Source organism: Mesorhizobium sp. M1088 (genome assembly GCF_040318575.1).
GTDB lineage: Bacteria > Pseudomonadota > Alphaproteobacteria > Rhizobiales > Rhizobiaceae > Mesorhizobium.
In genome coordinates, this window is sequence record NZ_JAMYMO010000002.1 from 329870 (window position 1) to 350498 (window position 20629).

Annotated in this window: 17 protein-coding genes and 1 tRNA gene; 8 read left to right on the plus strand and 10 right to left on the minus strand. The window is 63.6% G+C overall.

The genetic code is table 11. The annotated features are described in order from the left end of the window. Nucleotides 1-81 precede the first annotated feature (81 nt). Entirely contained in the window at nt 82-1176 is a 1095-nt protein-coding gene (locus NKH49_RS04275) for a 2'-deoxycytidine 5'-triphosphate deaminase (RefSeq protein WP_352613919.1), read from the plus strand. 30 nt (nt 1177-1206) lie between these two features. Here the strand turns inward: NKH49_RS04275 and araD1 are convergent, their stop codons facing one another. From araD1 to chvE, 4 genes are all read right to left on the minus strand, one after another. Beyond that, entirely contained in the window at nt 1207-2199 is a 993-nt protein-coding gene (gene araD1, locus NKH49_RS04280; RefSeq protein WP_352613920.1) for an AraD1 family protein, read from the minus strand. A gap of 188 nt (nt 2200-2387) precedes the next feature. After that, the gene (gene mmsB / locus NKH49_RS04285; protein ID WP_292659525.1) at nt 2388-3680 is read right to left on the minus strand and encodes a multiple monosaccharide ABC transporter permease; all 1293 of its coding nucleotides are present in this window, start codon (nt 3678-3680) and stop codon (nt 2388-2390) included. Beyond that, a complete protein-coding gene (mmsA, locus tag NKH49_RS04290; RefSeq protein ID WP_352470119.1) occupies nt 3677-5209 on the minus strand; it encodes a multiple monosaccharide ABC transporter ATP-binding protein in 1533 nt (510 codons plus the stop codon). Before mmsA ends, mmsB begins: the two co-directional genes overlap by 4 nt. A 99-nt stretch (nt 5210-5308) precedes the next feature. After that, nucleotides 5309-6373, minus strand: a complete 1065-nt coding sequence (gene chvE, locus NKH49_RS04295) for a multiple monosaccharide ABC transporter substrate-binding protein (RefSeq protein WP_352470121.1) — start codon at nt 6371-6373, stop codon at nt 5309-5311. Between the two features lie 317 nt (nt 6374-6690). On the opposite strand from chvE, the gene NKH49_RS04300 reads away from it, so the two are divergent. Next, nucleotides 6691-7680, plus strand: a complete 990-nt coding sequence (locus NKH49_RS04300) for a LysR family transcriptional regulator (protein WP_352613921.1) — start codon at nt 6691-6693, stop codon at nt 7678-7680. A gap of 313 nt (nt 7681-7993) precedes the next feature. Here the strand turns inward: NKH49_RS04300 and NKH49_RS04305 are convergent. Next, nucleotides 7994-8067 (minus strand) — tRNA-Gly (locus NKH49_RS04305). Nucleotides 8068-8198: 131 nt separating this feature from the next. Between NKH49_RS04305 and NKH49_RS04310 the strand changes: the two genes are divergently transcribed. Continuing rightward, nucleotides 8199-8462, plus strand: a complete 264-nt coding sequence (locus tag NKH49_RS04310; RefSeq protein WP_023677362.1) for a DUF6460 domain-containing protein — start codon at nt 8199-8201, stop codon at nt 8460-8462. Between the two features lie 4 nt (nt 8463-8466). On the opposite strand, the gene NKH49_RS04315 is transcribed toward NKH49_RS04310, so the two are convergent. Next, entirely contained in the window at nt 8467-9369 is a 903-nt protein-coding gene (locus tag NKH49_RS04315; RefSeq protein WP_352613922.1) for a histone deacetylase family protein, read from the minus strand. 50 nt (nt 9370-9419) lie between these two features. On the opposite strand from NKH49_RS04315, the gene NKH49_RS04320 reads away from it, so the two are divergent. After that, entirely contained in the window at nt 9420-10844 is a 1425-nt protein-coding gene (locus NKH49_RS04320) for an MATE family efflux transporter (RefSeq protein ID WP_352613958.1), read from the plus strand. Between the two features lie 3 nt (nt 10845-10847). Here NKH49_RS04320 and NKH49_RS04325 read toward each other — a convergent pair whose 3' ends face one another. Both NKH49_RS04325 and NKH49_RS04330 read right to left on the minus strand, forming a co-directional pair. Then, a complete protein-coding gene (locus NKH49_RS04325; protein WP_352613923.1) occupies nt 10848-11924 on the minus strand; it encodes a quinone-dependent dihydroorotate dehydrogenase in 1077 nt (358 codons plus the stop codon). Then, complete coding sequence (locus NKH49_RS04330) at nt 11921-12271, minus strand: DUF952 domain-containing protein (protein WP_352613924.1); 351 nt, start codon at nt 12269-12271, stop codon at nt 11921-11923. The genes NKH49_RS04325 and NKH49_RS04330 overlap by 4 nt, the downstream gene beginning before the upstream one ends. Nucleotides 12272-12399: 128 nt before the next feature. On the opposite strand from NKH49_RS04330, the gene NKH49_RS04335 reads away from it, so the two are divergent. Next, nucleotides 12400-12831: a hypothetical protein gene (locus NKH49_RS04335; protein ID WP_352613925.1), complete on the plus strand. Its 432-nt coding sequence runs from the start codon at nt 12400-12402 to the stop codon at nt 12829-12831. 119 nt (nt 12832-12950) lie between these two features. After that, the gene (locus NKH49_RS04340; RefSeq protein ID WP_473556440.1) at nt 12951-13613 is read left to right on the plus strand and encodes a response regulator; all 663 of its coding nucleotides are present in this window, start codon (nt 12951-12953) and stop codon (nt 13611-13613) included. 3 nt (nt 13614-13616) lie between these two features. Here the strand turns inward: NKH49_RS04340 and NKH49_RS04345 are convergent, their stop codons facing one another. After that, nucleotides 13617-17105 carry a PAS domain-containing hybrid sensor histidine kinase/response regulator gene (locus tag NKH49_RS04345; RefSeq protein ID WP_352613926.1) on the minus strand — a complete coding sequence of 1163 codons (3489 nt, stop codon included), beginning with the start codon at nt 17103-17105 and terminating at the stop codon, nt 13617-13619. 231 nt (nt 17106-17336) lie between these two features. On the opposite strand from NKH49_RS04345, the gene mscL reads away from it, so the two are divergent. Next, nucleotides 17337-17759, plus strand: coding sequence for a large conductance mechanosensitive channel protein MscL (gene mscL, locus NKH49_RS04350; RefSeq protein WP_352577002.1), 423 nt, complete (start codon nt 17337-17339; stop codon nt 17757-17759). A 111-nt stretch (nt 17760-17870) separates the two neighbouring features. Further along, entirely contained in the window at nt 17871-19037 is a 1167-nt protein-coding gene (locus tag NKH49_RS04355) for a pyridoxal phosphate-dependent aminotransferase (protein WP_352488243.1), read from the plus strand. 151 nt (nt 19038-19188) lie between these two features. Here the strand turns inward: NKH49_RS04355 and hemA are convergent, their stop codons facing one another. Beyond that, nucleotides 19189-20466: a 5-aminolevulinate synthase gene (gene hemA / locus NKH49_RS04360; protein ID WP_352613927.1), complete on the minus strand. Its 1278-nt coding sequence runs from the start codon at nt 20464-20466 to the stop codon at nt 19189-19191. Between the last annotated feature and the right edge of the window lie 163 nt (nt 20467-20629).

Sequence of the window (20629 nt, forward strand, 5' to 3'; positions counted from 1 at the left end):
ACCAAGCAGGTGCCAAACGCGTCCACGGTCGGACCTGCGACAGAACAAGACCTCGCCCGGCGTTCGAACGGAGCCAGACCCTTGCGGCAGACAGGCATTCTTCCCGATCAGGATATTTCCGCGCTGTTCCAGACGGGCGCGCTGAAATCGCCGCGCACGCTCGATGCCGATCAGATCCAGCCGGCCAGCCTTGACCTCAGGCTCGGCGACAAGGCCTGGCGGGTGCGTGCTTCCTTCTTGCCCGGCCCGGACCACAGGGTTGCCGACAAGCTCGACCGGCTGAAGCTGCACGAGATCAACCTCGCCGAAGGTGCTGTGCTGGAAACCGGCTGCGTCTACATCGTGCCGCTGCTCGAAAGCCTGGCGCTGCCCGCCCATATTTCCGCCTCCGCCAACCCGAAAAGCTCGACCGGACGGCTCGATATCTTCACTCGGGTAATGACCGACCGCGGCCACGAGTTCGACAAGATCGCCGCCGGCTATGAAGGCCCGCTCTACCTGGAGGTCAGCCCGCGCACTTTCCCGATCGTCGTGCGGATCGGCTCGCGGCTGTCGCAGATCAGGTTCCGCACCGGCAATGCGCTCTTGTCGGAAAACGAGTTGCACGAGTTGCACCGCGCCGAAATGTTGGTCGCCACCGAACCACCCAACATCTCAGGCGGGGGCATCGCGCTATCGATCGACCTCGACGGCGACAAGGACGGGCTGGTCGGCTATCGCGGCAAGCACCACACCGGCCTCGTCGACGTCGACAAGCGCGCCGCGCAGGATGTCGTCGATTTCTGGGAGCCGCTCTACAAGAGCGGTGCCGGCGAGCTGGTGCTCGATCCGGACGAATTCTATATTCTGGTGTCGCGCGAGGCGGTGCATGTGCCGCCGCTCTACGCCGCCGAAATGACGCCCTTCGATCCGCTGGTCGGCGAGTTCCGCGTCCATTATGCCGGTTTCTTCGACCCGGGTTTCGGCCATTCGGCGTCGGGCGGCACCGGCAGCCGGGCGGTGCTCGAGGTACGCAGCCACGAAGTGCCGTTCATCCTCGACCACGGCCAGATCGTCGGACGGTTGGTCTATGAGCACATGCTGAAACGGCCGCGGGCGCTCTACGGCACTGATCTCGGCTCGAACTATCAGGCACAGGGCCTGAAACTGTCCAAGCATTTCCGCGCCGCGCGCTGACCTTCCTCTCACTTCCGGGCTACGCCCGGCTCAAAGTGCCTTCACGGCGACCTTCACCGGCTGCTCGATTTCAAGCGGGTTGCGCAGTGGCAGGCCGAAATCCTGCGCCTCGATTTCGAATACGTCACCGGCCTCGGTCCTGACGCCGTCGGCAAAGGACAGCGTCGCCGTGCCGAACATGTGCACATGCACGTCGCCCGGCTGGCGGAAGGCTGAGTATTTGAAGTGGTGATGCTCGAGATTGCCAATGGTGTGCGACATGTTCGCCTCGCCCGACAGGAACGGCTTTTCCCAAAGCAGCTTGCCGTCGCGCAGGATGCGCGAAGTGCCGCGGATATCGGACGGCAGATCGCCGATCAGGATCTCCGGCCCGAACGAAGCATTGCGCAGCTTGGAATGGGCAAGGAAGAGATAGTTCACACGCTCGGTGACATGGTCGGAAAACTCGTTAGACAGCGTGAAGCCGACGCGGAACGGGGCGCCGTCGTCGCCGATCACATAGATACCGGCGATTTCCGGCTCCTCGCCGGCATCCTGGGCGAAGGCGGGCGACATAAGCGCCGCACCGGGCGCCACCGCCATGGTGCCGTTGCCCTTGTAGAACCATTCCGGCTGCACGCCGATCTGGCCCTTCGCCGGCTTGCCGCCCTCAAGCCCCATGCGGAACATCTTCATGGAATCGGTCAGCTGTTCCTCGCCGTCCGTGCTGAGCTTCTTGTGCATGGAATCGCGGGTCGCGGCGGAGCCGAGATGCGTCAGCCCGGTGCCGGTGAGATGGAGATGCGCCGGATCGGGATGGTTGATCGGCGACAGCAGCCGGCCCTTCTTGTAGGCTGCGTCGAGATCGACGGTTTCGCCGAAGCCCTTGCGCTCGATCAGGGCGACAAGCCCGCTGCCGGTACGCGCGGCTTCCATCGCCAGCGAATAGACGCTGCGGGCGCCGTTGATGACGCGGGTCTTGCCGCCGTTGCGGGCAACGACGCGGATCGTCTCGGCGTCGTCGAGGATTTGTGAGATCAGCATGGTAACCCTCTCTGAATTGTGGGCTGGCCTGCCCTTTCTCGGCAAACCCCACCCTGCGCGGCCCGGACCCCTGTCCGCGCCTCGGTTGAAATTCTTCGTCCGGATTGCGCTCGCGGATCAGGTCCCTCGGGGGACTTCTTTGCGCCCGGCAGCGCCGCGATGTGACCCGTATGCCTCCTGGTTGCCTCTCAAGCCTTGTTCTTGTTGTAGACGTCGAAGACGACGGCGCCGAGCAGCACCAGGCCTTTGACCACCTGCTGCCAGTCGACATTGACGCCCATGATCGACATGCCGTTGTTCATGACGCCCATGATGAAGCCGCCGACCACCGCGCCGATCACCTGGCCGACGCCGCCCATCGCCGAAGCGCCACCGATGAACACCGCGGCGATGACGTCGAGCTCGCTGCCGAGGCCGGCCGCCGGCACAGCCTGCCCCAGGCGCGCTGCGATAATCAGGCCGCCGAGTGCCGACAGCACGCCCATATTGATGAACACCATCAACGTCAGCCGTTCGGTCTTGATGCCCGATAGCTGGGCTGCCTTGGCATTGCCGCCCATCGCATAGATGCGACGGCCGATCGTCATGCGTTTGGTAACGAAGACGAACAACGCGATCAGCACGCCCATCACCATGAGAACGATGGGGAGGCCCCTATAGGTGGCGAATTGGTAGACGAGAAACAGCGCCAGCGCGCTGATCACCAGGGTCTTGACGACGAACAGCGAGAAGGGCTCGGCTTCGTAGCCATGCTTCTCGCGGGTGCGCCGTGCCCTGAGCCCGAAATAGGCATAGGCGAGCACGGCGACGAGGCCGATCACGATCGTCGTCAGGTGCAGCGTCAGGCCGCTGCCGACAATGGTTTTGCCGGCGGCGTTCACGGTTGGCGGTATCAGCGTCAATGGGCCGATCAGGTCCGGAATGAAGCCGGAACTGAGCGCCTTGAAGCCGACGGGAAGCGGCCCTACGGAAGACCCGCCACCCAGCAGCGCCTGGCAGATGCCGCGGAAGATCAGCATGCCCGCCAGCGTGACGATAAAGCTCGGTATTCGGTGATAGGCAATCCAGTAGCCTTGTGCCGCGCCGATCGCACCACCGACGATCAGGCAGATGATCGACACCACCAGCGGATTGCTCAATGGGCCAAGCGGCCAGATGACCATCATCATCGCCGCCAGCGCGCCGATGAAGCCGGCGACGGAGCCGACGCTGAGATCGATGTGGCCCGAAACGATCACCAGAAGCATGCCCAGCGCCATCACGATGATGAAGCTGTTCTGCTGCACGAGATTGCTGAGGTTCACCGGCTTGAACAGCGTTCCGGACGTGGTGAACTGGAAGAACACCATGATTGCGATCAACGCCAGCACCAACCCGTATTCGCGCAGGTTGGTGACCAGCGCCGAGACGGCAATGCGAGGTCCCTGTTGTAGATCCTGGGCAACGCCGGTCTGCGGCCCGGGAGCGCTTTCGGTGCTCATGATGCTTTTCCTTCTCCGCGGACGATGGCGCGCATTATCTTTTCCTGGCTGGCGTCGCTTGCCGCCATTTCGCCGACGATGCGTCCTTCGTTCATGACGTAGATGCGGTCGGTGATGCCGAGCAGTTCGGGCATTTCCGACGAGATGACGATGATTGCCTTACCCTCGGAGGCGAGACGCGCGATGATCGTATAGATTTCATACTTGGCGCCGACGTCGATACCGCGTGTCGGCTCGTCGAGGATCAGCACTTCCGGATTGGCGAACAGCCATTTCGACAGCACCACCTTCTGCTGATTGCCGCCAGAAAGGTTGCCGGTCATCTGGTAGACGCTCGAGGCGCGGATATTGGTCCTGCCGCGATAATCGTTGGCGACCGAAAGCTCGCGCAAATCGTCGATCACGCCGTGGCGCGACACGCCGGGCAGGTTGGCCAGCGTGATGTTGTGCTTGATGTGGTCGATCAGGTTGAGCCCGTAGGTCTTGCGGTCCTCGGTAACGTAGGCGATGCCGTGTTCCACCGCCTTGCTCACCGAAGAGACGTCGATCGGCTTGCCGTTGAGGAACACCTCGCCGGTGATGCGACGGCCATAGGACCGGCCGAACAGGCTCATGGCAAACTCGGTCCGGCCGGCACCCATGAGCCCGGCAATGCCGACCACTTCGCCCTTGCGGGCGTTGAGGTTGATACCCTTGATGACCTGCCGCTCGGCATGGATGGGGTGGTAGACCGACCAGTTTTTCACTTCGAGAACGGTCTCGCCGATCTTCGGCTCGCGCGGCGGATAGCGGTCGTCGAGCGAACGGCCGACCATCGAGGTAATGATGCGGTCCTCCGAGATGTCCTTCTTGGCCAGCGTCTCGATAGTCCGCCCGTCACGGATGATGGTGACCTTGTCGGCGACCCGGTTCACCTCGTTGAGCTTGTGCGAGATCAGGATCGAAGTGATGCCTTGCCGCTTGAATTCGAGCAGCAGATCGAGCAGCGCCTGGCTGTCCTTTTCGGACAGGCTCGCGGTCGGCTCATCGAGAATGAGCAACTTCACTTCCTTGCTGAGCGCCTTGGCGATCTCGACCAACTGCTGCTTGCCGACGCCGATATTGGTGATCAGCGTGTTGGGGTCTTCCTTGAGGCCGACCTTCTTGAGCAGGGCGCTGGTGCGCGCCTCATTGGCATTCCAGTCGATGACGCCGTATCTGGCGTGCTCGTTGCCGAGAAAGATGTTTTCGGCGATCGACAGCATCGGCACCAGCGCAAGCTCCTGGTGGATGATGACGATGCCCTTGCGCTCGCTGTCATGGATGCCTTTGAAATGGCACTCATCGCCGCGATAGATGATCTGGCCGTCATAGGTGCCGGACGGATACACACCCGACAGCACCTTCATCAGCGTCGACTTGCCAGCGCCGTTCTCGCCGACCACGGCATGGATCTCGCCTTCCTCGACCATGAGCTTGACGTTCGACAGCGCCTTGACGCCGGGAAACGTCTTGGTGATGTCGCACATCTCCAAAATCGTCGATGCCATTGAGAATACCACTCCTGCGAGGTCCGCAAACAATACCGGGCTGGCTCGCCAACGAAAAGGGGCCCTGCCTGCGCAGGACCCCAGGCTTTGTAACCGCGATTACTTCAGCTCTTCGGCCTTGATGTAGCCGGAATCGACCACCAGGGACTGATAGTTCGACTTGTCGACGTCGTGCGGTGTCAACAGGATCGAGGGAACGACCTTGACGTCGTTGTTGTAGGTCGTGGTGTCGAGGCCTTCCGGCTTGCCGCCCGAGAGCACCTTGTCGACGAGTTCGACCGTCGCCTTGGCGAGTTCGCGGGTGTCCTTGAACACGGTCGAATACTGTTCGCCGGCGATGATCGCCTTGACCGAAGCGGTCTCGGCGTCCTGTCCGGTGACGATCGGCCATGGCTGATCGGCGGTGCCGTAGCCTACGGCGCGCAGCGAAGCGATGATGCCGCGCGACAGGCCGTCATAGGGCGAGAGCACGCCATCGACGCGGCTGCCGTCCGAGTAGTTGGCGGAGAGCAGATTGTCCATGCGGGCCTGGGCGGTTGCCGCCAGCCAGCGCAGCGTGCCGACCTTGTCCATGCCCATCTGGCCGGACTTCACGACGAGGGTCTTGTCGTCGATCAGCGGCTGAAGAACCGACATGGCGCCGTTATAGAAGAAGAACGCATTGTTGTCGTCCGGCGAACCGCCGAACAGCTCGATGTTGAACGGGCCCTTCTTCTCGGGATAACCGAGACCCTTGAGCAGCGATTTGGCCTGGATGACGCCGACGCCGAAATTGTCGAAGGTGGTGTAGTAGTCGACATTTGGCGTCTTCTTGATCAGGCGGTCGTAAGCGACGACGACAACGCCGGCGTCATTCGCCTTCTGCAACGCATCGCCCATCGTGGTGCCGTCGATCGAAGCGATGATCAGCGCCTTCGGGCCCTTGGTGATTTCGTTTTCCAGCTGGCTGAGCTGGTTCGGAATGTCGTCCTGCGCGTACTGCAGGTCGACAGTGTAGCCCAGAGCCTCGAGCTGGGACTTGACGGCGTCGCCGTCGTTGATCCAGCGCTGCGAGGTCTTGGTGGGCATCAGCACGCCGATCAGGCCTTCGCCCGCCTGCGCCGGCAGCGTCATGGCCGCGATGCCTAGGGCCGCGACGGCGGCCAGTGTCTTGATAATCTTCACATTAACTCTCCCTGGTTGATGGACGCGTACCCTTGGGTTTCGTGGGCCGCGCAATCGTGCAGGAGCGCCAAACGCGCCGCTGCCGTCAATCGATCTCCGGTATCCTCCCAATCGGCCCCGAGACTCTGGTTTCAATCGATACGAGTTTTCCCTCGTCACCGACCGTCAAGCCTCAGGACGCGCGAAGGGTGTGTCGCTTTGCCATAACTGTCAAATGCGATCTTTGATGGTTGCTATATCGAGACTGATATGGCTTAGGCTAGTGACGACGCTGCCGGATCCTGCCAGGGCGCCGGGCGTAAGAGTAGGGAAGAATCATGGCAGCGCTGCGAAATCCTGGCGGAATATCAGCCAGTTACGATGAGATCCCGGGTGATGGCGGAACCTTGCTGCGCAGCGGCTTGAGCCTGCGTCACATGCGCATGATCGCAGCCCTCGACGAGCACGGCCGGGTGAGCGCCGCGGCCCAGGTCATGAACATCTCGCAGCCGGCGGCCTCGCGCATGATCGCCGAGATGGAGGCCGTGCTCGACGTCAAGCTCTGCGAAAGGCTGCCGCGCGGCATCACGCTGACACCCTATGGCAAGGCGTTGGCACGGCGCGCGCGATCGATCCTGCTCGAGATGCGCGAGGTCGACCGCGAGATTTTCGAGCTCAAGGCGGGCAAGGGCGGCTCGGTATTCCTGGGCGCGGTGACAGCACCGGCGATCGAGCTGGCGGTGCCGGCGATCCGCGAGATCCGGCGCCTTTATCCGCGCATCGAAATCACCATGCAGGTCGAGACCTCGAACGTCCTGGCACGCGAGCTGATCGCCTCGCGCCACGATTTCATCATCGCCCGCATCCCCGACGACCTCAATCCGCGGCTGTTCGAAGCGCGCGTCATCGGCGTCGAGAAAGCCTGCCTGATCGTGCGCCGCGGCCACCCGCTGACCAAGGGCAAGGCGGTGCGGCTGGAAGACACCGCCGCCTATGACTGGGTTTTCCAGTCGGGCGGCTCGCCGCTGCGCCAGGCGATGGAAAGCAACTTTTTGAACCGCAACATCGCGCTGCCGGACCGCATCCTCAACACCAGCTCGCTGCTATTGACTCTGGTCATGGTCGCGCAATCCGACGCCATCGCACCGGTGTCGATCCAGGTCGCGAAGTTCATCCAGAACCCCGAAGGCCTGGCCGGCGCTATCGATGTCGTCCAGACTGAATTCGACATCGAGGTCAGGCCCTACAGCCTGATCACGGTGAAGAACCGCGCGCTGTCACCGGCAGCCAAGATGCTGCACGATTTTATTTTGCGAGAGGTGGGCTGAGGGTTGGAGCGGGTAGCGGGCGCATCCCGTGGCCGGCCAGACGACCAGACAGGCCCGCCAGCAGCGGCGCCGATGCACGTCGGCCACTACTGCCTGATGCTCAAAAAAAGCCCGCCAGCAGAAGCCAGCGGGCCAAGGGTAGACTTTCCGGTTGGGGTCATTCGAGGCCCCGCCGACCCTCAATGTGAGATATTCCACGAACTGGCACATCGGCCAAACAGATGAAAGACGGCCAGCCGGGCTGTAAAACTGCCTATAAATCCGTTGGTTTTCAGCTTGGCCAGAACAAGTGCAATGCACCGGGGGCAAAAGCTGGAGCGGGTAGCGGGAATCGAACCCGCGCGTTCAGCTTGGGAAGCTGACAAGCTACCATTACATCATACCCGCGCTGGTTCCTCCGATATCATGGCCCGGCGCCGATGCGCAATCCGGTTTGAGGGCTCGGCTTGATGCAGGGCTATCAACTGCGTATTTCTAGGCATGTGCCCGAATCGCGGCACCCGACTGTGGAGACAGGCTTGTCCGCACTGAACCGCTTTCTCGGCGATACGCCGCTCCGGGTGATCCTGAAGCTGCTTGTGGTGTCGTTCCTCGTCGGGCTGGTCATGAATGCCTTCGGCTGGTCGCCGATGGATGTGCTTTATGGCATTCGCAAATTCTTCATCGACCTGTGGAATTTGGGCTTCCACGCCATCGACCGCTTTCTCGGCTACATCCTGCTCGGTGCCGCGATCGTCGTGCCGGCCTTCATCCTGCTCAGGATCGCTAACTACCGGAAGTGAATTTTCAGGCGTAGCCCGCCGCCACCTCGAACAGGATGGCGTGCCGTGCAGCAAGTGCTGCGACATCCGTCGAATAGCCGCCGCCGATAACGCCGCATACCGGTATGCCAAGCGTGCGGAAATGGCGGATCACCATATCGTCGCGGGCGCGCAGCCCGTCATCCGTGAGCGACAACCTGCCGAGCCGGTCCTCGACATGGACATCGACGCCGGCATTGTAGAAGACGAGGTCCCAGCGCCTTCGCGCCGACAGCTCCGGCAGGATGGCGTCCAGCCGCTCCAGATAGGCTGCATCGCCGGCGCCGTCGGGCAGGGCGACATCGAGATCGGAGGCGATCTTGCGCGCGGGGTAGTTGCGGTCGCCATGCATGGAGAAGGTAAACACGCGCGGCTCGTCGTTCAGGATATCCGCCGTGCCGTCGCCCTGATGCACGTCGAGGTCGACGACCAGGATGTTTTGGACAGCAGCTTCGGCGAGCAGCACCAGCGCGGCAACGGCTACGTCGTTGAAGGTGCAGAAGCCGGCGCCTTGCGCGCGCCGTGCATGATGGCTGCCGCCGGCGGTGTTGCAGGCGATGCCGTTCAGCAACGCCAGCCGCGCTGCCAGCACCGTGCCGGCCGTTGCGAGCTGCGCCCTCAGCGAAACCCGCGGTCCGACGGGAAAGCCGATCTCGCGCTCGATCGCCACCGGCACTTTGCAGGCAAGCACCTGGTCGACATAGTCGACCGCGTGGGCAAGCTTCAGCCATGATGGCCGCGTCGCCTCCGGCATGTTGAGCGCTTCGGGCTGCGCCAGGCCGCGTGCCCGCAACGCATCCATCAGCCGCGGATATTTGCTCATCGGGAAGCGGTGGTTGACGGCGAAGCCGGCGTCGTAGTCGGGATGATGAACGATCTGCAGGGGCATGGGGCGGCCGGTGCGCCAGAGGCGGATTTCGGTTGAACATAACGGGGTGGATGGTTGCGCGAGGTCCGCAAACTGGGGCACATCGGCTGGCCGATCAAGCCGCAACAGGAAGCAACACGCGTTTGGAGCAGGCTTTACCCATCGAAGCCCACACCACCGAAGCCAGGGCCTTCGTCGTCACCAACCGCTCGGTGCTCGCCATCGCCGTGCCGATGACGCTTGCCTATCTGACGACGCCGTTGCTCGGAATTGTCGACACGGCGCTGGTTGGGCAGTTCGGCGACGCCGCCCTTCTCGGCGGCCTGGCGGCCGGCGCCCTGATCTTCGACGTCGTTTTCACCACCTTCAACTTCCTGCGCTCCGGCACCACCGGCCTCGTCGCCCAGGCCTTCGGGCGCGGCGATGCGCTGGAGGAGCAGGCGGTGTTCTGGCGCGCCGTGCTGATCGCGGTCGTCGCCGGCGTCGTCCTTGCCGCGCTTGCGCCGCTGGTCTCCACCGCCGGGCAATGGTTCATCGGCGCCGAGCCGCGCGTCAGCGCGGCGATGGACGTCTATATCCGCATCAGGATGCTCGCGGCACCGTTCTCGCTGATCAATTACGCCATCCTCGGTTACGTGCTTGGGCGCGGCGAGGGCGGGCTCGGGCTGATCCTGCAATTGATACTGAACGGCATCAACATCGCCCTCTGCTTCCTGCTTGGCCTGGAGCTCGGCTGGGGCGTTGCCGGCGTTGCCTGGGCAACGCTCACCGGTGAATTCGTCGCCATGCTGCTGGGTCTCGCCATCGTCGGCCGGCGCTTCTGGGCGGCACCCAGGCTGCCGCGCCACCGCGTGCTCGATCTGCCGGCATTCCTGCGCATGATGTCGCTCAACCGCGATATCATGATCCGCTCCTTCTCGCTGCTCGCCGCCTTCGCGCTGTTCACGCGCCAGGGCGCACAATTCGGCACTCTGACGCTGGCCGCCAACGCCGTGCTGATGAACCTCTTCCTGGTTGCCGGCTATTTCCTCGATGGTTTCGCCACCGCTGCCGAACAGCTCGCCGGGCGCGCCATCGGCGCCCGTGCCGCCACGGCGTTTGATCAGGCGGTGCGGCTGACGCTGCTTTGGGGGCTCGGGCTGGCGGGCGCGGCGACGCTCTTCTTCCTGCTGGAGGGCGCCGATCTCGTCGCCCTGATCACGACCGCGACAGACGTCCGCGCCATTGCCGACATCTACCTGCCCTGGGCGGCGTTCACCTCGCTCAGCGGCGCGCTGGCTTTCGAGATGGACGGGATTTTCATCGGCGCAACATGGTCGCGCGACATGCGCAACATGATGCTGGTGTCGTTCCTGTCGTTCAGCGCCGCGCTGCTGATTCTGGCGCCGGCCTTCGGCAATCACGGCTTGTGGGCGGCGTTGCATGTCTTCCTGCTGGTACGCGGCTTCAGCCTGCTCGCCATATTGCGGCTGCGGGCGCGCACAGCCTTTAACTGATCGCTAAAGCGGTTTCGCCGCCCAGTGATCGAGGCGGCTGTCGCGAAGCTCGCGCAGCGACTTCAGCCCTTGACTGTCCATGAAACGGGCCATGCCGGAAAGAATGCGCCCCGGCAGCGCGGGCCCGGCATAGATCATGCCGGTGTAGAGCTGCACGAGATCGGCGCCGGCGCGGATCTTTTCCAACGCCGTCTCGGCGGAATCAACGCCGCCGACGCCGATGATAGTGGGATCCGGGCCAAGCAGTTTTCGCATCCTTGCCAGCACGATGGTCGAGCGCTCGAACAAGGGTTTCCCCGAAAGCCCGCCGGCCTCGCCAGCAAGGCCGGCGCTGCGCAGGCCGGATCGCGCGATCGTGGTGTTGGAGACGATGACGCCGTCCATTTGCTTGTCGCTGATCTCGGCGGCGATGTCCTCAAGCTCGGGCTCGACCAGGTCCGGGGCGATCTTGAGGAAGACGGGCGGTTTTGCCGGTGCCGCCGCACGCGCAGCCATGACCCGCGACAGGAGCTCGCCAAGCTGGTCGCGCGCCTGCATGTTGCGCAGGCCCGGCGTGTTCGGCGAGGAGATATTGATCGTCAGATAGCTGGCATATCGCGCGAACCGGATCATGCCGCGCTCATAATCACTGACGCGGTCGGCGCTGTCCTTGTTGGCGCCGATGTTGATCCCGACGATGCCGGGGCGGCCCTTGCGGGCGGCAAGGCGCTTCTCCGCGGCGGCGTGGCCCTCATTGTTGAAGCCCAGCCGATTGATCACCGCCCCCTCCGAAGGCAGCCGGAAGATGCGTGGCTTTGGATTGCCCGTCTGCGGCAGCGGCGTGATCGTGCCGACCTCGGCGAAGCCGAAGCCGAGGCCGAGCAGCGCGTCCGGCACTTCGGCATTCTTGTCGTAACCCGCGGCCATGCCGAGCGGGTTCGGGAAATCGAGCCCGCAACGGCTGACCTTTAACCTGTTGTCCTGCGGCGGACGACCGGCGACCGGCAGCCCGCATCTCAGCGCGGCAATCGACAGCCCATGCGCGGTTTCCGGATCGAGCGTGAACAGCAGTTTCTGGCCGATCCGGTCGAACGCGCTCATTCGGCCTCCAGCGCCGGGAATTCATGCCGGCCGTCAGCGCCGAGCGGCAATGCCTGCACCGAAACGACCGCATCGAGGCCGAGCCCGCCATAGAGATGCGGGAACAGGGCGCCGCCGCGCGAGACCTCATATTTCAGCGCATCGCCGAGGCGCGCGCTATCGACGGCGACCAGCAGCAACCGGCTTTGGCCGGCGAAATGTTTGGCCGCCGTTTCCCGAACCTGCCCGGCGGTGGAAAAATGGATGAAGCCGTCGGCGACGTCGATAGGCGCGCCGGTGAAGCGGCCTTCTCTTTCAGCCTCGCGCCACAGCACCTCGGGAACTATCTTGTAGATGATCTCGGACATAGTTGCGCTATAGTCCGAACCGACCACGCGGGGAAGGGCAGGCCCGTGTTCTTCCCCATTTCAGGTTCGTCCCCATTTCAGGCGCAAACTGTGATAGATTTTGCGCTGACTGGCTCATGGAGGAAAACATGCGTCTGAAACACGTCTTGATCCCCGCAGCACTGGTGTCGCTTGTCGCGGCGTCGGCCTTTTCCGATGAAGCCGATCGCTACCGGTTGGAGAAATCGGCCAATGGCTATGTCCGCATGGATACGCAAACCGGCGCCATGTCGCTCTGCGAGGAGCGTTCCGGCCAGCTCGTCTGCAAGATGGCGGCCGACGAGCGCGCCGCCTTCCAGGGCGAGGTCGACCGGCTGCAAAGTTCGGTGAAGGCGCTCGACGAACGCGTCGCCAAGCTCGAAAATTCGCTTGCCGCCCGTTTCGAATCGACTTTGCCCAGCGAGGAGGATTTCAACAAGACGATGGGCTACATGGAGCGCTTCCTGCGCAGCTTCATGGATATCGTCAAGGACATGGACAAGGACGAAGACGGCGCCAAGCCCAATTCGCAAAAGACCTAGGCAATTCGCAAAAAGACCTGGGGCGGGAATAGCAAGCCGCCCACGCCGGACGGCAGGCGTAGCGTTACAATCGTTCAGATCCTGCAAGGCGGAACATCGCCAATGGGAGTCGGGGAGGGATATCACCGTTGGGCTACACATTCGTCATTGCCGACGATCATCCGCTTTTTCGCGGTGCATTGAGGGAGGCACTCGCGGGCATCGGAGACGTTGCCGCCATTCACGAGGCCGGCGATTTCGAAAGCGCCAAGGCGCTGGTCCTGGCCAATGAGGATGTCGATCTGGTGCTGCTCGATCTCTCGATGCCGGGGGCAAGCGGTCTTTCCGGCCTGATTTCGCTGCGCGGCATCCATCCGGCGGTGCCGATGATGGTGGTCTCGGCGCATGACGATCCGGTGACGATCCGGCGCGCGCTCGATCTCGGCGCCTCCGGCTTCATCTCCAAATCGGCCAGCATGGAGGAGATCCGCAATGCGGTGCAGTCGGTGCTCGCAGGTGATATCGCGGCACCCGCCGGGGTCGATCTCGGTGTCGAGCGCGATCCCGAGATTTCCGACCTGATCAAGCGCCTGCAAGCGCTGACTCCACAGCAGACGCGCGTGCTCGGCATGCTGGCTGAGGGACTGCTCAACAAGCAGATCGCCTATGAGCTCGGGGTCTCCGAAGCGACGATCAAAGCGCATGTCTCGGCCATCCTGCAGAAGCTCGGCGTCGACAGCCGCACGCAGGCGGTGATCCTTTTGTCCAAAATCGGCAGCGACCCGCTGCAGACGGCCGGCTGATTCCTATTCGGCCGCCGACGCCAGCGGCCTGACCCTGGCCATCATCGAGCGCAGCATTGCCGGTTTCAGTGGTTTGCTGATCACCGGCACGTCGAGCCTGCCGGCAGCGGCGCGAACCTCGCTGGAGCGGTCGGCGGTGACCAGCACGGCCGGCAAGTCCTCGCCATGGATCGCACGCAACTGGGCGATCAATTCGAGGCCGGTCCTGTTGTCGAGATGATAGTCGGCAAGCACGATGTCCGGCCGATGCATGCCGGACCTCTCGAGATCCTCCGCGCCGGAAAGCGTGTCGACGCTGCAGCCCCAACCCTCGAGCAGCAGCCGCATGCCGTCGAGGATGCGGGCGTCGTTGTCGATGCAGAGCACATGGAGCCCGGCAAGCGAGGCCGCGGCACGGGCAGGCGGCTTCGCCTCGGCCTCGCGCCGCGGTGCCTGCACGGCCACCACCGGCAGCAACACGGAAAAGCGTGTGCCCTTGCCTGGGTTGGAGAAGATCCGGATTTCGAGGCGCAGGACGCGGGCGATGCGGTCGACAATGGAGAGCCCAAGGCCGAGGCCTTCCGCCTCGCGTGCGCCCTCGTCGAGCCGGGTGAATTCGCGGAACACGGTGTTGAGCTTGTCGCCGGCAATGCCGATGCCGGTGTCGATAACCTGGATCTCGGCCAATTCGCCGCGCCGCCGCACGCCGACCAGGATGCGGCCATGGCGCGTGTATTTAATGGCGTTTGAGACCAGGTTCTGGATCAGCCGGCGCAGCAGATTGCGGTCCGTCATGACGCTGAGCGACGACGGCATGATCGAGAGTTCGAGCTTCTTTTCGGCGGCAAGCGGCCGGAAGTCGTTGCCGATCTGGCGCAGCAGCCCGTCGAGGCCGAAGCTCGTATCGTCCGGCTTCATCGCGCCGGCATCGAGGCGCGAAATGTCGAGCACCGCGCCGAGGATGGTCTCGACCGATTCCAGCGACGATTCGATGTTCATCGCCGCCTTGCCGGCAGGTCCCTTGCCAGTCTTCTCGATCAGTGACGAGCAATAGAGGCGGGCGGCGTTCAGCGGCTGCAGGATGTCGTGGCCGGCGGCAGCGAGGAAGCGGGTCTTGCCGAGATTGGCCTCCTCGGCCAGCATCTGCGCCTGCGCCAGCTCCTCATTGACGCGGGTGAGCTCGGCGGTGCGGCTCTTCACTCGCTGTTCCAGGGATTCGTTGGCGCGCTTCAGCGCCAGATCCTGCTCGACGCGTCCAGAGATGTCGGCGTAGGTGGCGACGATGCCGCCGTCCGGCATCGGATTGGAGCGCAATTCCAGGATGCGCCCGCTTGTCTTCAGCTCCATCTGCCATGGGCTGACGAAGCTGGTCAGGCGGTTGAGCATGGTGACGCGCTGGTCTGCCGGTATATCGCCGCGCTCGGCAAGGTGGCGCAGGATACGATCGAGTGAGACGCCGACCTGGCCCATCTCGTCGGGCAGGTCGAACAGCGCCCGGTACTGGCGGTTCCAGCAAATCAACCGGAAATCGCGGTCGAAGACAGTGATGCCCTGTTCCATCTGGTCGAGTGCGATCTGCAGCAGATCGCGATTGTGCTGCAGCGCCTCCGTGGCGTCGTCGAGCAGGCGGAAGGCGTCCTTGGATTCGCGGTCGTTGCGGCGCAGCAGCAGCGACAGGATCAGCCGCGCCGAAGAGGAGCCGACGGCACTGGCCAGAAGCTGCTCGGAGAAGCGGATGACATCCATGCTGGCCTGTTCGTTGCCGTGCAGTGAAGTGCCGCCGCTCTTTTCGAACGACTGAAATGACCGCTCGGTGCGTTCGACACCGAGATAGCGCGCGATCGTGTCCTTGAGGTCGTTGACGGTTATGGTGGTGCGGAAGCGGCGCAGGCTCGGCAGCGGCCCCGCCTCGCGCGGCACGAAGATCGATGCCTGGATGCGTTCCAGCGGCACGGAGGCGCGCGACAGCGAGCCGAACACAAAAAAAATCGTGTTGATCGACAGGCTCCACAGCACGCCATGGTTCAGCGGCTCGGCGACGGTGCCGAAAAGAGCCTGCGGCCGCAATGCATCGAAGCCGAACAGGCCGTGGACGAGGATGCCGGTATCGGGCGCGACGAGCGAGGGAAGCAGCAGCGTATAGCTCCAGACGACGATGCCGGCGACCATGCCAAGTGCGGCACCCCTTCCGTTGGCGCCGCGCCAGATCAGGCCGCCGATCATTGCCGGCGCGAACTGCGCGATCGCGGCGAACGACATCAGGCCGATCGAGGACAGCCGCGCGCTATTGGTGCTCTCGCGGTAGTAGAGAAAGGCGATGAACAGCATGATGAAGATCGCCGCCCGCCGTACATTGAGGATGAGCGTCGACCAGTCCTCGTTCTCGGATGTCGTGGTCCGCAGCAGCCGGCGCACGAACAGCGGAATGACCAGGTCGTTGGAGATCATGATCGACAGCGCGACGCTTTCGACGATCACCATTGCGGTCGCCGCCGACAGCCCGCCGATGAAGGCGGCCATGGCCAGCACGTCGTGGCCGCTGAACAGCGGCAGCGACAGCACGTAAAGGTCGCTGCTGGTCCTGGGGCCGACCAGTTCCAGGCCGGCCAGCGCGATCGGCAGCACGAACAGGTTGATTGCCACCAGATAGAGCGGAAACACCCATGTCGCGGTGCGCAGCTCGGCCTCGCTGCGATTTTCGACGATGGTGACGTAGAACTGGCGCGGCAGCATGAGGATGGCAAAGCCGCTCAGGCATGTCAGCACCAGCCAGGTGGCGAGCGAGGTGTTGTAGCCCATCGCCTGGCGCACCTGCGTGTTTTCGGCGAGCCGGTCGAACATGTCGCCTGGCCCGCCGAAGATCAGGAACATGACCATCAGGCCGATTGCCAGGAAGGCGGCGAGCTTGACCACGGTTTCGACTGCCACCGCCAGCACCAGCCCGTCCTGGTGCTCGGTGGCATCGGCGTGGCGCGTGCCGAACAGCACCGCAAACAGCGCCAGCAGCATGGCAACGACCAGCGAGATGTCGCTGACGAACGGATCGAACGACGGCGGCGAGCCGGTATAGTGCTCGACCATCAGGCTGACCGAGCCCGAGATCGCCTTCAATTGCAGCGCCATATAGGGCACCGCGCCGATGGTCGCGATCAGTGTGGCGATCGCCGCGACAGCGAAGCTCTTGCCGTAGCGGGCACCGAGAAAGTCGGCGACCGAGGTGATCTTCTCGGTCTTGGCCAGCCTGACGATGCGCTGCAGCAGCGGAAAGCCGAACACGAACACCAGCACCGGTCCGATATAGATGCCGAGGAACTCCAGGCCGCGCTCGGAGGACAGCCCGACCGAGCCGAAGAAGGTCCAGGAGGTGCAGTAGATGGCGAGGCTGAGCGCATAGATAAAGGGCCGGGCGCGGCCAGGCCCGGATGAAGTCGAGCGCCGGTCGCCCAGGCTGGCGATAGCAAACAGCAACGTCACATAGGCGATCGCGATGATGACGATGAACCAGCCCTGCACGGCTCGAACTTCCTCCCTGCGCCGATTTTTCATCCGGCCTTGCAGACGCAATCACAGCTTCGCCACCGAGTCCATCGCGGCTTTCGGCGCATTATGGCCGCGGCTTCGCGCAATCCAGGCCGGGGAAACACGTCTTTGCGCCTGTCGCAACCGCAGGTTTTTGCTATTCTGCCCGCCGGTCGATGCCGAGGCGTGGACGGCAGCACGGCCGGTCAGGACAAGGAGGGTCGAATGCTGAAAGAATTTCAGGAATTCATTTCCAGGGGCAATGTGATGGACCTGGCCGTCGCCGTCATCATCGGCGCTGCCTTCAGCAAGATCGTCGATTCGCTGGTCAACGACATCATCATGCCGATTATCGGGGCGATTTTCGGCGGACTGGACTTCAACAACTACTTTCTGCCCTTGTCTTCAGCCGTCAACGCCACATCGCTGGCCGACGCAAAGAAGCAGGGCGCGGTCTTTGCGTATGGCAGTTTCATCACCGTGGCGCTGAATTTTCTCATTCTCGCCTTCATCATCTTCCTGATGGTCAAGGCGGTGAACAATCTGCGCCAGCGGCTGGAGCGCGAGAAACCGGCCGCCCCGGTTGCCCCGCCGCCGGCCGATGTCGCGCTGCTCACCGAAATTCGCGATCTCCTCGCCAGAAAGTAGCGCCTGCGGTAACTTTCTGGACCAAAACCCCGGTCGCCTGCGGCCGGGGTTTTCTGTTTTCGTCCGCCCTGAAACACGCTAGCAGTCGAGCAAACGAAAACGGACCCATCCATGACCCTGATCGATACTCTGCGCGCCGAAGCGCGGGCGGCGCCTGAAAGCGGCATTGTCGCCGTCATGAACCGTGGCCGCGGCCGCGACGGCATGATCCCGCTCTGGGCCGGCGAGGGCGACCTGCCGACGCCTGCCTTCATCACTGATGCCGCCGCCAAGGCACTCGCCGGCGGTGAAACCTTCTACACCTGGCAGCGGGGCATTCCCGAACTCAGGCAGGCACTCGCCCGCTACTACACCAGGCATTTCGGCAAGACTTTCGCCAACGAGGAATTCATCGTCACCGGCTCCGGCATGCATGCCATCCAGATGGCCATCGACGCGGTGGCCGGCAAGGGCGACGAACTCGTCTACCTGTCGCCGGCATGGCCGAACTTCGCCGCCGCCGCCGGCGTCGCCGGCGCCGTGCCGGTCGCGGTCACGCTCGACCAGTCGGGCAATGGCTGGTCCTGCGATGTCGACAAGATCGCAGCCGCGATCACGCCGCGGACCAAGGCGCTGTTCGTCAACACGCCGTCCAACCCGACCGGCTGGACCGCCGACAAGGAGACGCTGCAGGCGATCCTCGACCTTGCCCGCGAAAGGGGCCTGTGGATCATCGCCGACGAGATCTATTCGCTGTTTCATTACGGCGATAGTCGCGCGCCGTCCTTCATCGACATCATGGCCGATGAGGATCGCATCCTGTTCGTCAATTCCTTTTCCAAGAACTGGGCGATGACCGGCTGGCGCATCGGCTGGATCAAGATCCATCCCGCCTTGCAGCAGGTGTTCGAGAACCTGGTCCAGTATTCGACGTCCGGCGTTGCGCAGTTCATGCAGCGCGGCGCCGTCGTTGCCCTCGATGAGGGCGACGCCTTCATCGTCGAGCAGGTGGAGCGGGCGAGGGCGGCGCGCGACCTGGTGTGCGGCATTCTCGCCGAAACCGGCAGGGCGCGGTTCACCGTGCCGCAGGGCGCATTCTATCTGTTCTTCGCGGTCGACGGCATCACCGATTCCCGCGCTGCCGCCTTCGACATGGTCGACCGCGCCAATGTCGGCCTGGCTCCCGGCACCGCCTTCGGCCCCGGCGGCGAATCCTTTCTCAGGCTATGCTTCCACCGCCGTCTCGACCAGCTCGAGGAAGCCGCGCACCGGCTGGCGAAATGGATGAAGAATATGTGAGCTGCCTCGAAGCCCCGAGTTCAAACTCGCTCCGGCGAGTCAGCTGGCGTGGGTTTCGAGAACCGGAGCGCAGCGGACATTTGGGTCCGTGAGCACCGGAAGCGCAGAAAGCCGCGTCAGATGGCCGCCGGAGTAGAGTTTCAAACGGGCTTCAGCCGCCCGACTTCGGCACCAGCAACGGAATGACGCGGTCGCTCTTGGCGACCGACGGTCGGCCCGCCGAACCGTAAGGAATCCCCAACGCATCCCATGTCTCGACCAGCGCGTCCTGCAGGGACGCAATCAACGCGTCCGAATGGAACGGTGTCGGCGTGATGCGCAGCCGCTCGGTGCCGCGCGGCACTGTCGGGTAGTTGATCGGCTGGATGTAGATGCCGTGCACACCGAGCAGGCGGTCGCTGGCCATCTTGCAGAGCTCGGGATCGCCGACCAGAAGGGGCACGATGTGGGTAGGCGACTCCATCACCGGCAGGCCGGCCGCGGCCAGCACTTGCTTGGTCCGCGTCGCCTGACGCAGCTGCGCATCGCGCTCGGCCTGCGAGCGCTTGAGATGGCGGATCGAGGTGGTTGCCGCGGCAGCGATCGCCGGCGGCAACGCCGTGGTGAAGATGAAGCCCGGCGCATAGGAGCGCACCGCGTCGATCACGGCGCTGGTGCCGGCGATGTAGCCACCAAGCGTGCCGAACGCCTTGGCCAGCGTGCCCTCGATGATGTCGATGCGGTCGGCCAGCCCTTCGCGCTCGGTGATGCCGCCGCCGCGCGGCCCGTACATGCCGACGGCGTGGACCTCGTCGATGTAGGTCATGGCGTTGTAGCGCTCGGCGAGATCGACGATCTGCTTGATCGGCGCGATGTCGCCGTCCATCGAATAGACGCTCTCGAAGACAATCAGCTTGGCGCGCTCGCGGCCGGCCGTCTGCAGCAGGCTTTCGAGATGCGCGACGTCGTTATGGCGGAAGATCTTCTTCTCGGCGCCTGAGCGCCGCACGCCCTCGATCATCGAAGCGTGGTTGAGCTCGTCCGAGATGATCAGGCAATTGGGAAGCAGCTTTGCAATGGTCGAGATCGACGCCTCGTTGGAAACGAAGCCGGAGGTGAAAACCAGTGCCGCTTCCTTGTCGTGCAGGTCGGCAAGCTCCAGTTCGAGCTCGACCAGCGGGTTGCTGGTGCCGGAGATGTTGCGGGTGCCGCCGGCCCCCGACCCCATCTTGCCTGCCGCCTTCTGGAACGCGGCAATGACGTCGGGATGCTGGCCCATGCCGAGATAGTCGTTGGAGCACCAGACGGTGATTTCCTCGGCGCGGCCATTGGCGCGCCAGATGGCGCGTGGGAATTTCCCGACGATACGCTCAAGGTCGGCGAAGACGCGATAGCGACGCTCCGCATGGAGCTGGTCGATCGCTTCCTCGAAAAACCGCTGATAATTCATGTCGCCTTCCCAGTTTTGCGCGGGATCATAGTCATTGGCCCATTCGTCGTCCACCTGGCCTTTTTGGTCAAAATGCCACGCCCCGAGCCTGTTCCTAACGACCACGGAACGTGGCCTATTCCCTTGATGTGGATCAATCTTGTTTCAGGACAATGCCACGCGC

Bases quoted from the DNA above. Each gene is read 5' to 3' on its own strand.
- NKH49_RS04300 (WP_352613921.1), top strand. From the start codon at position 6,691: ATGGCAGCGCTGCGAAATCCTGGCGGAATATCAGCCAGTTACGATGAG.
- NKH49_RS04325 (WP_352613923.1), bottom strand. From the start codon at position 11,924: ATGAGCGCGTTCGACCGGATCGGCCAGAAACTGCTGTTCACGCTCGAT.
- araD1 (WP_352613920.1), bottom strand. From the start codon at position 2,199: ATGCTGATCTCACAAATCCTCGACGACGCCGAGACGATCCGCGTCGTT.
- mscL (WP_352577002.1), top strand. From the start codon at position 17,337: ATGCTGAAAGAATTTCAGGAATTCATTTCCAGGGGCAATGTGATGGAC.
- mmsA (WP_352470119.1), bottom strand. From the start codon at position 5,209: ATGGCATCGACGATTTTGGAGATGTGCGACATCACCAAGACGTTTCCC.
- NKH49_RS04335 (WP_352613925.1), top strand. From the start codon at position 12,400: ATGCGTCTGAAACACGTCTTGATCCCCGCAGCACTGGTGTCGCTTGTC.
- NKH49_RS04320 (WP_352613958.1), top strand. From the start codon at position 9,420: ATGGTTGCGCGAGGTCCGCAAACTGGGGCACATCGGCTGGCCGATCAA.
- NKH49_RS04315 (WP_352613922.1), bottom strand. From the start codon at position 9,369: ATGCCCCTGCAGATCGTTCATCATCCCGACTACGACGCCGGCTTCGCC.
- hemA (WP_352613927.1), bottom strand. From the start codon at position 20,466: ATGAATTATCAGCGGTTTTTCGAGGAAGCGATCGACCAGCTCCATGCG.
- mmsB (WP_292659525.1), bottom strand. From the start codon at position 3,680: ATGAGCACCGAAAGCGCTCCCGGGCCGCAGACCGGCGTTGCCCAGGAT.
- NKH49_RS04330 (WP_352613924.1), bottom strand. From the start codon at position 12,271: ATGTCCGAGATCATCTACAAGATAGTTCCCGAGGTGCTGTGGCGCGAG.
- NKH49_RS04355 (WP_352488243.1), top strand. From the start codon at position 17,871: ATGACCCTGATCGATACTCTGCGCGCCGAAGCGCGGGCGGCGCCTGAA.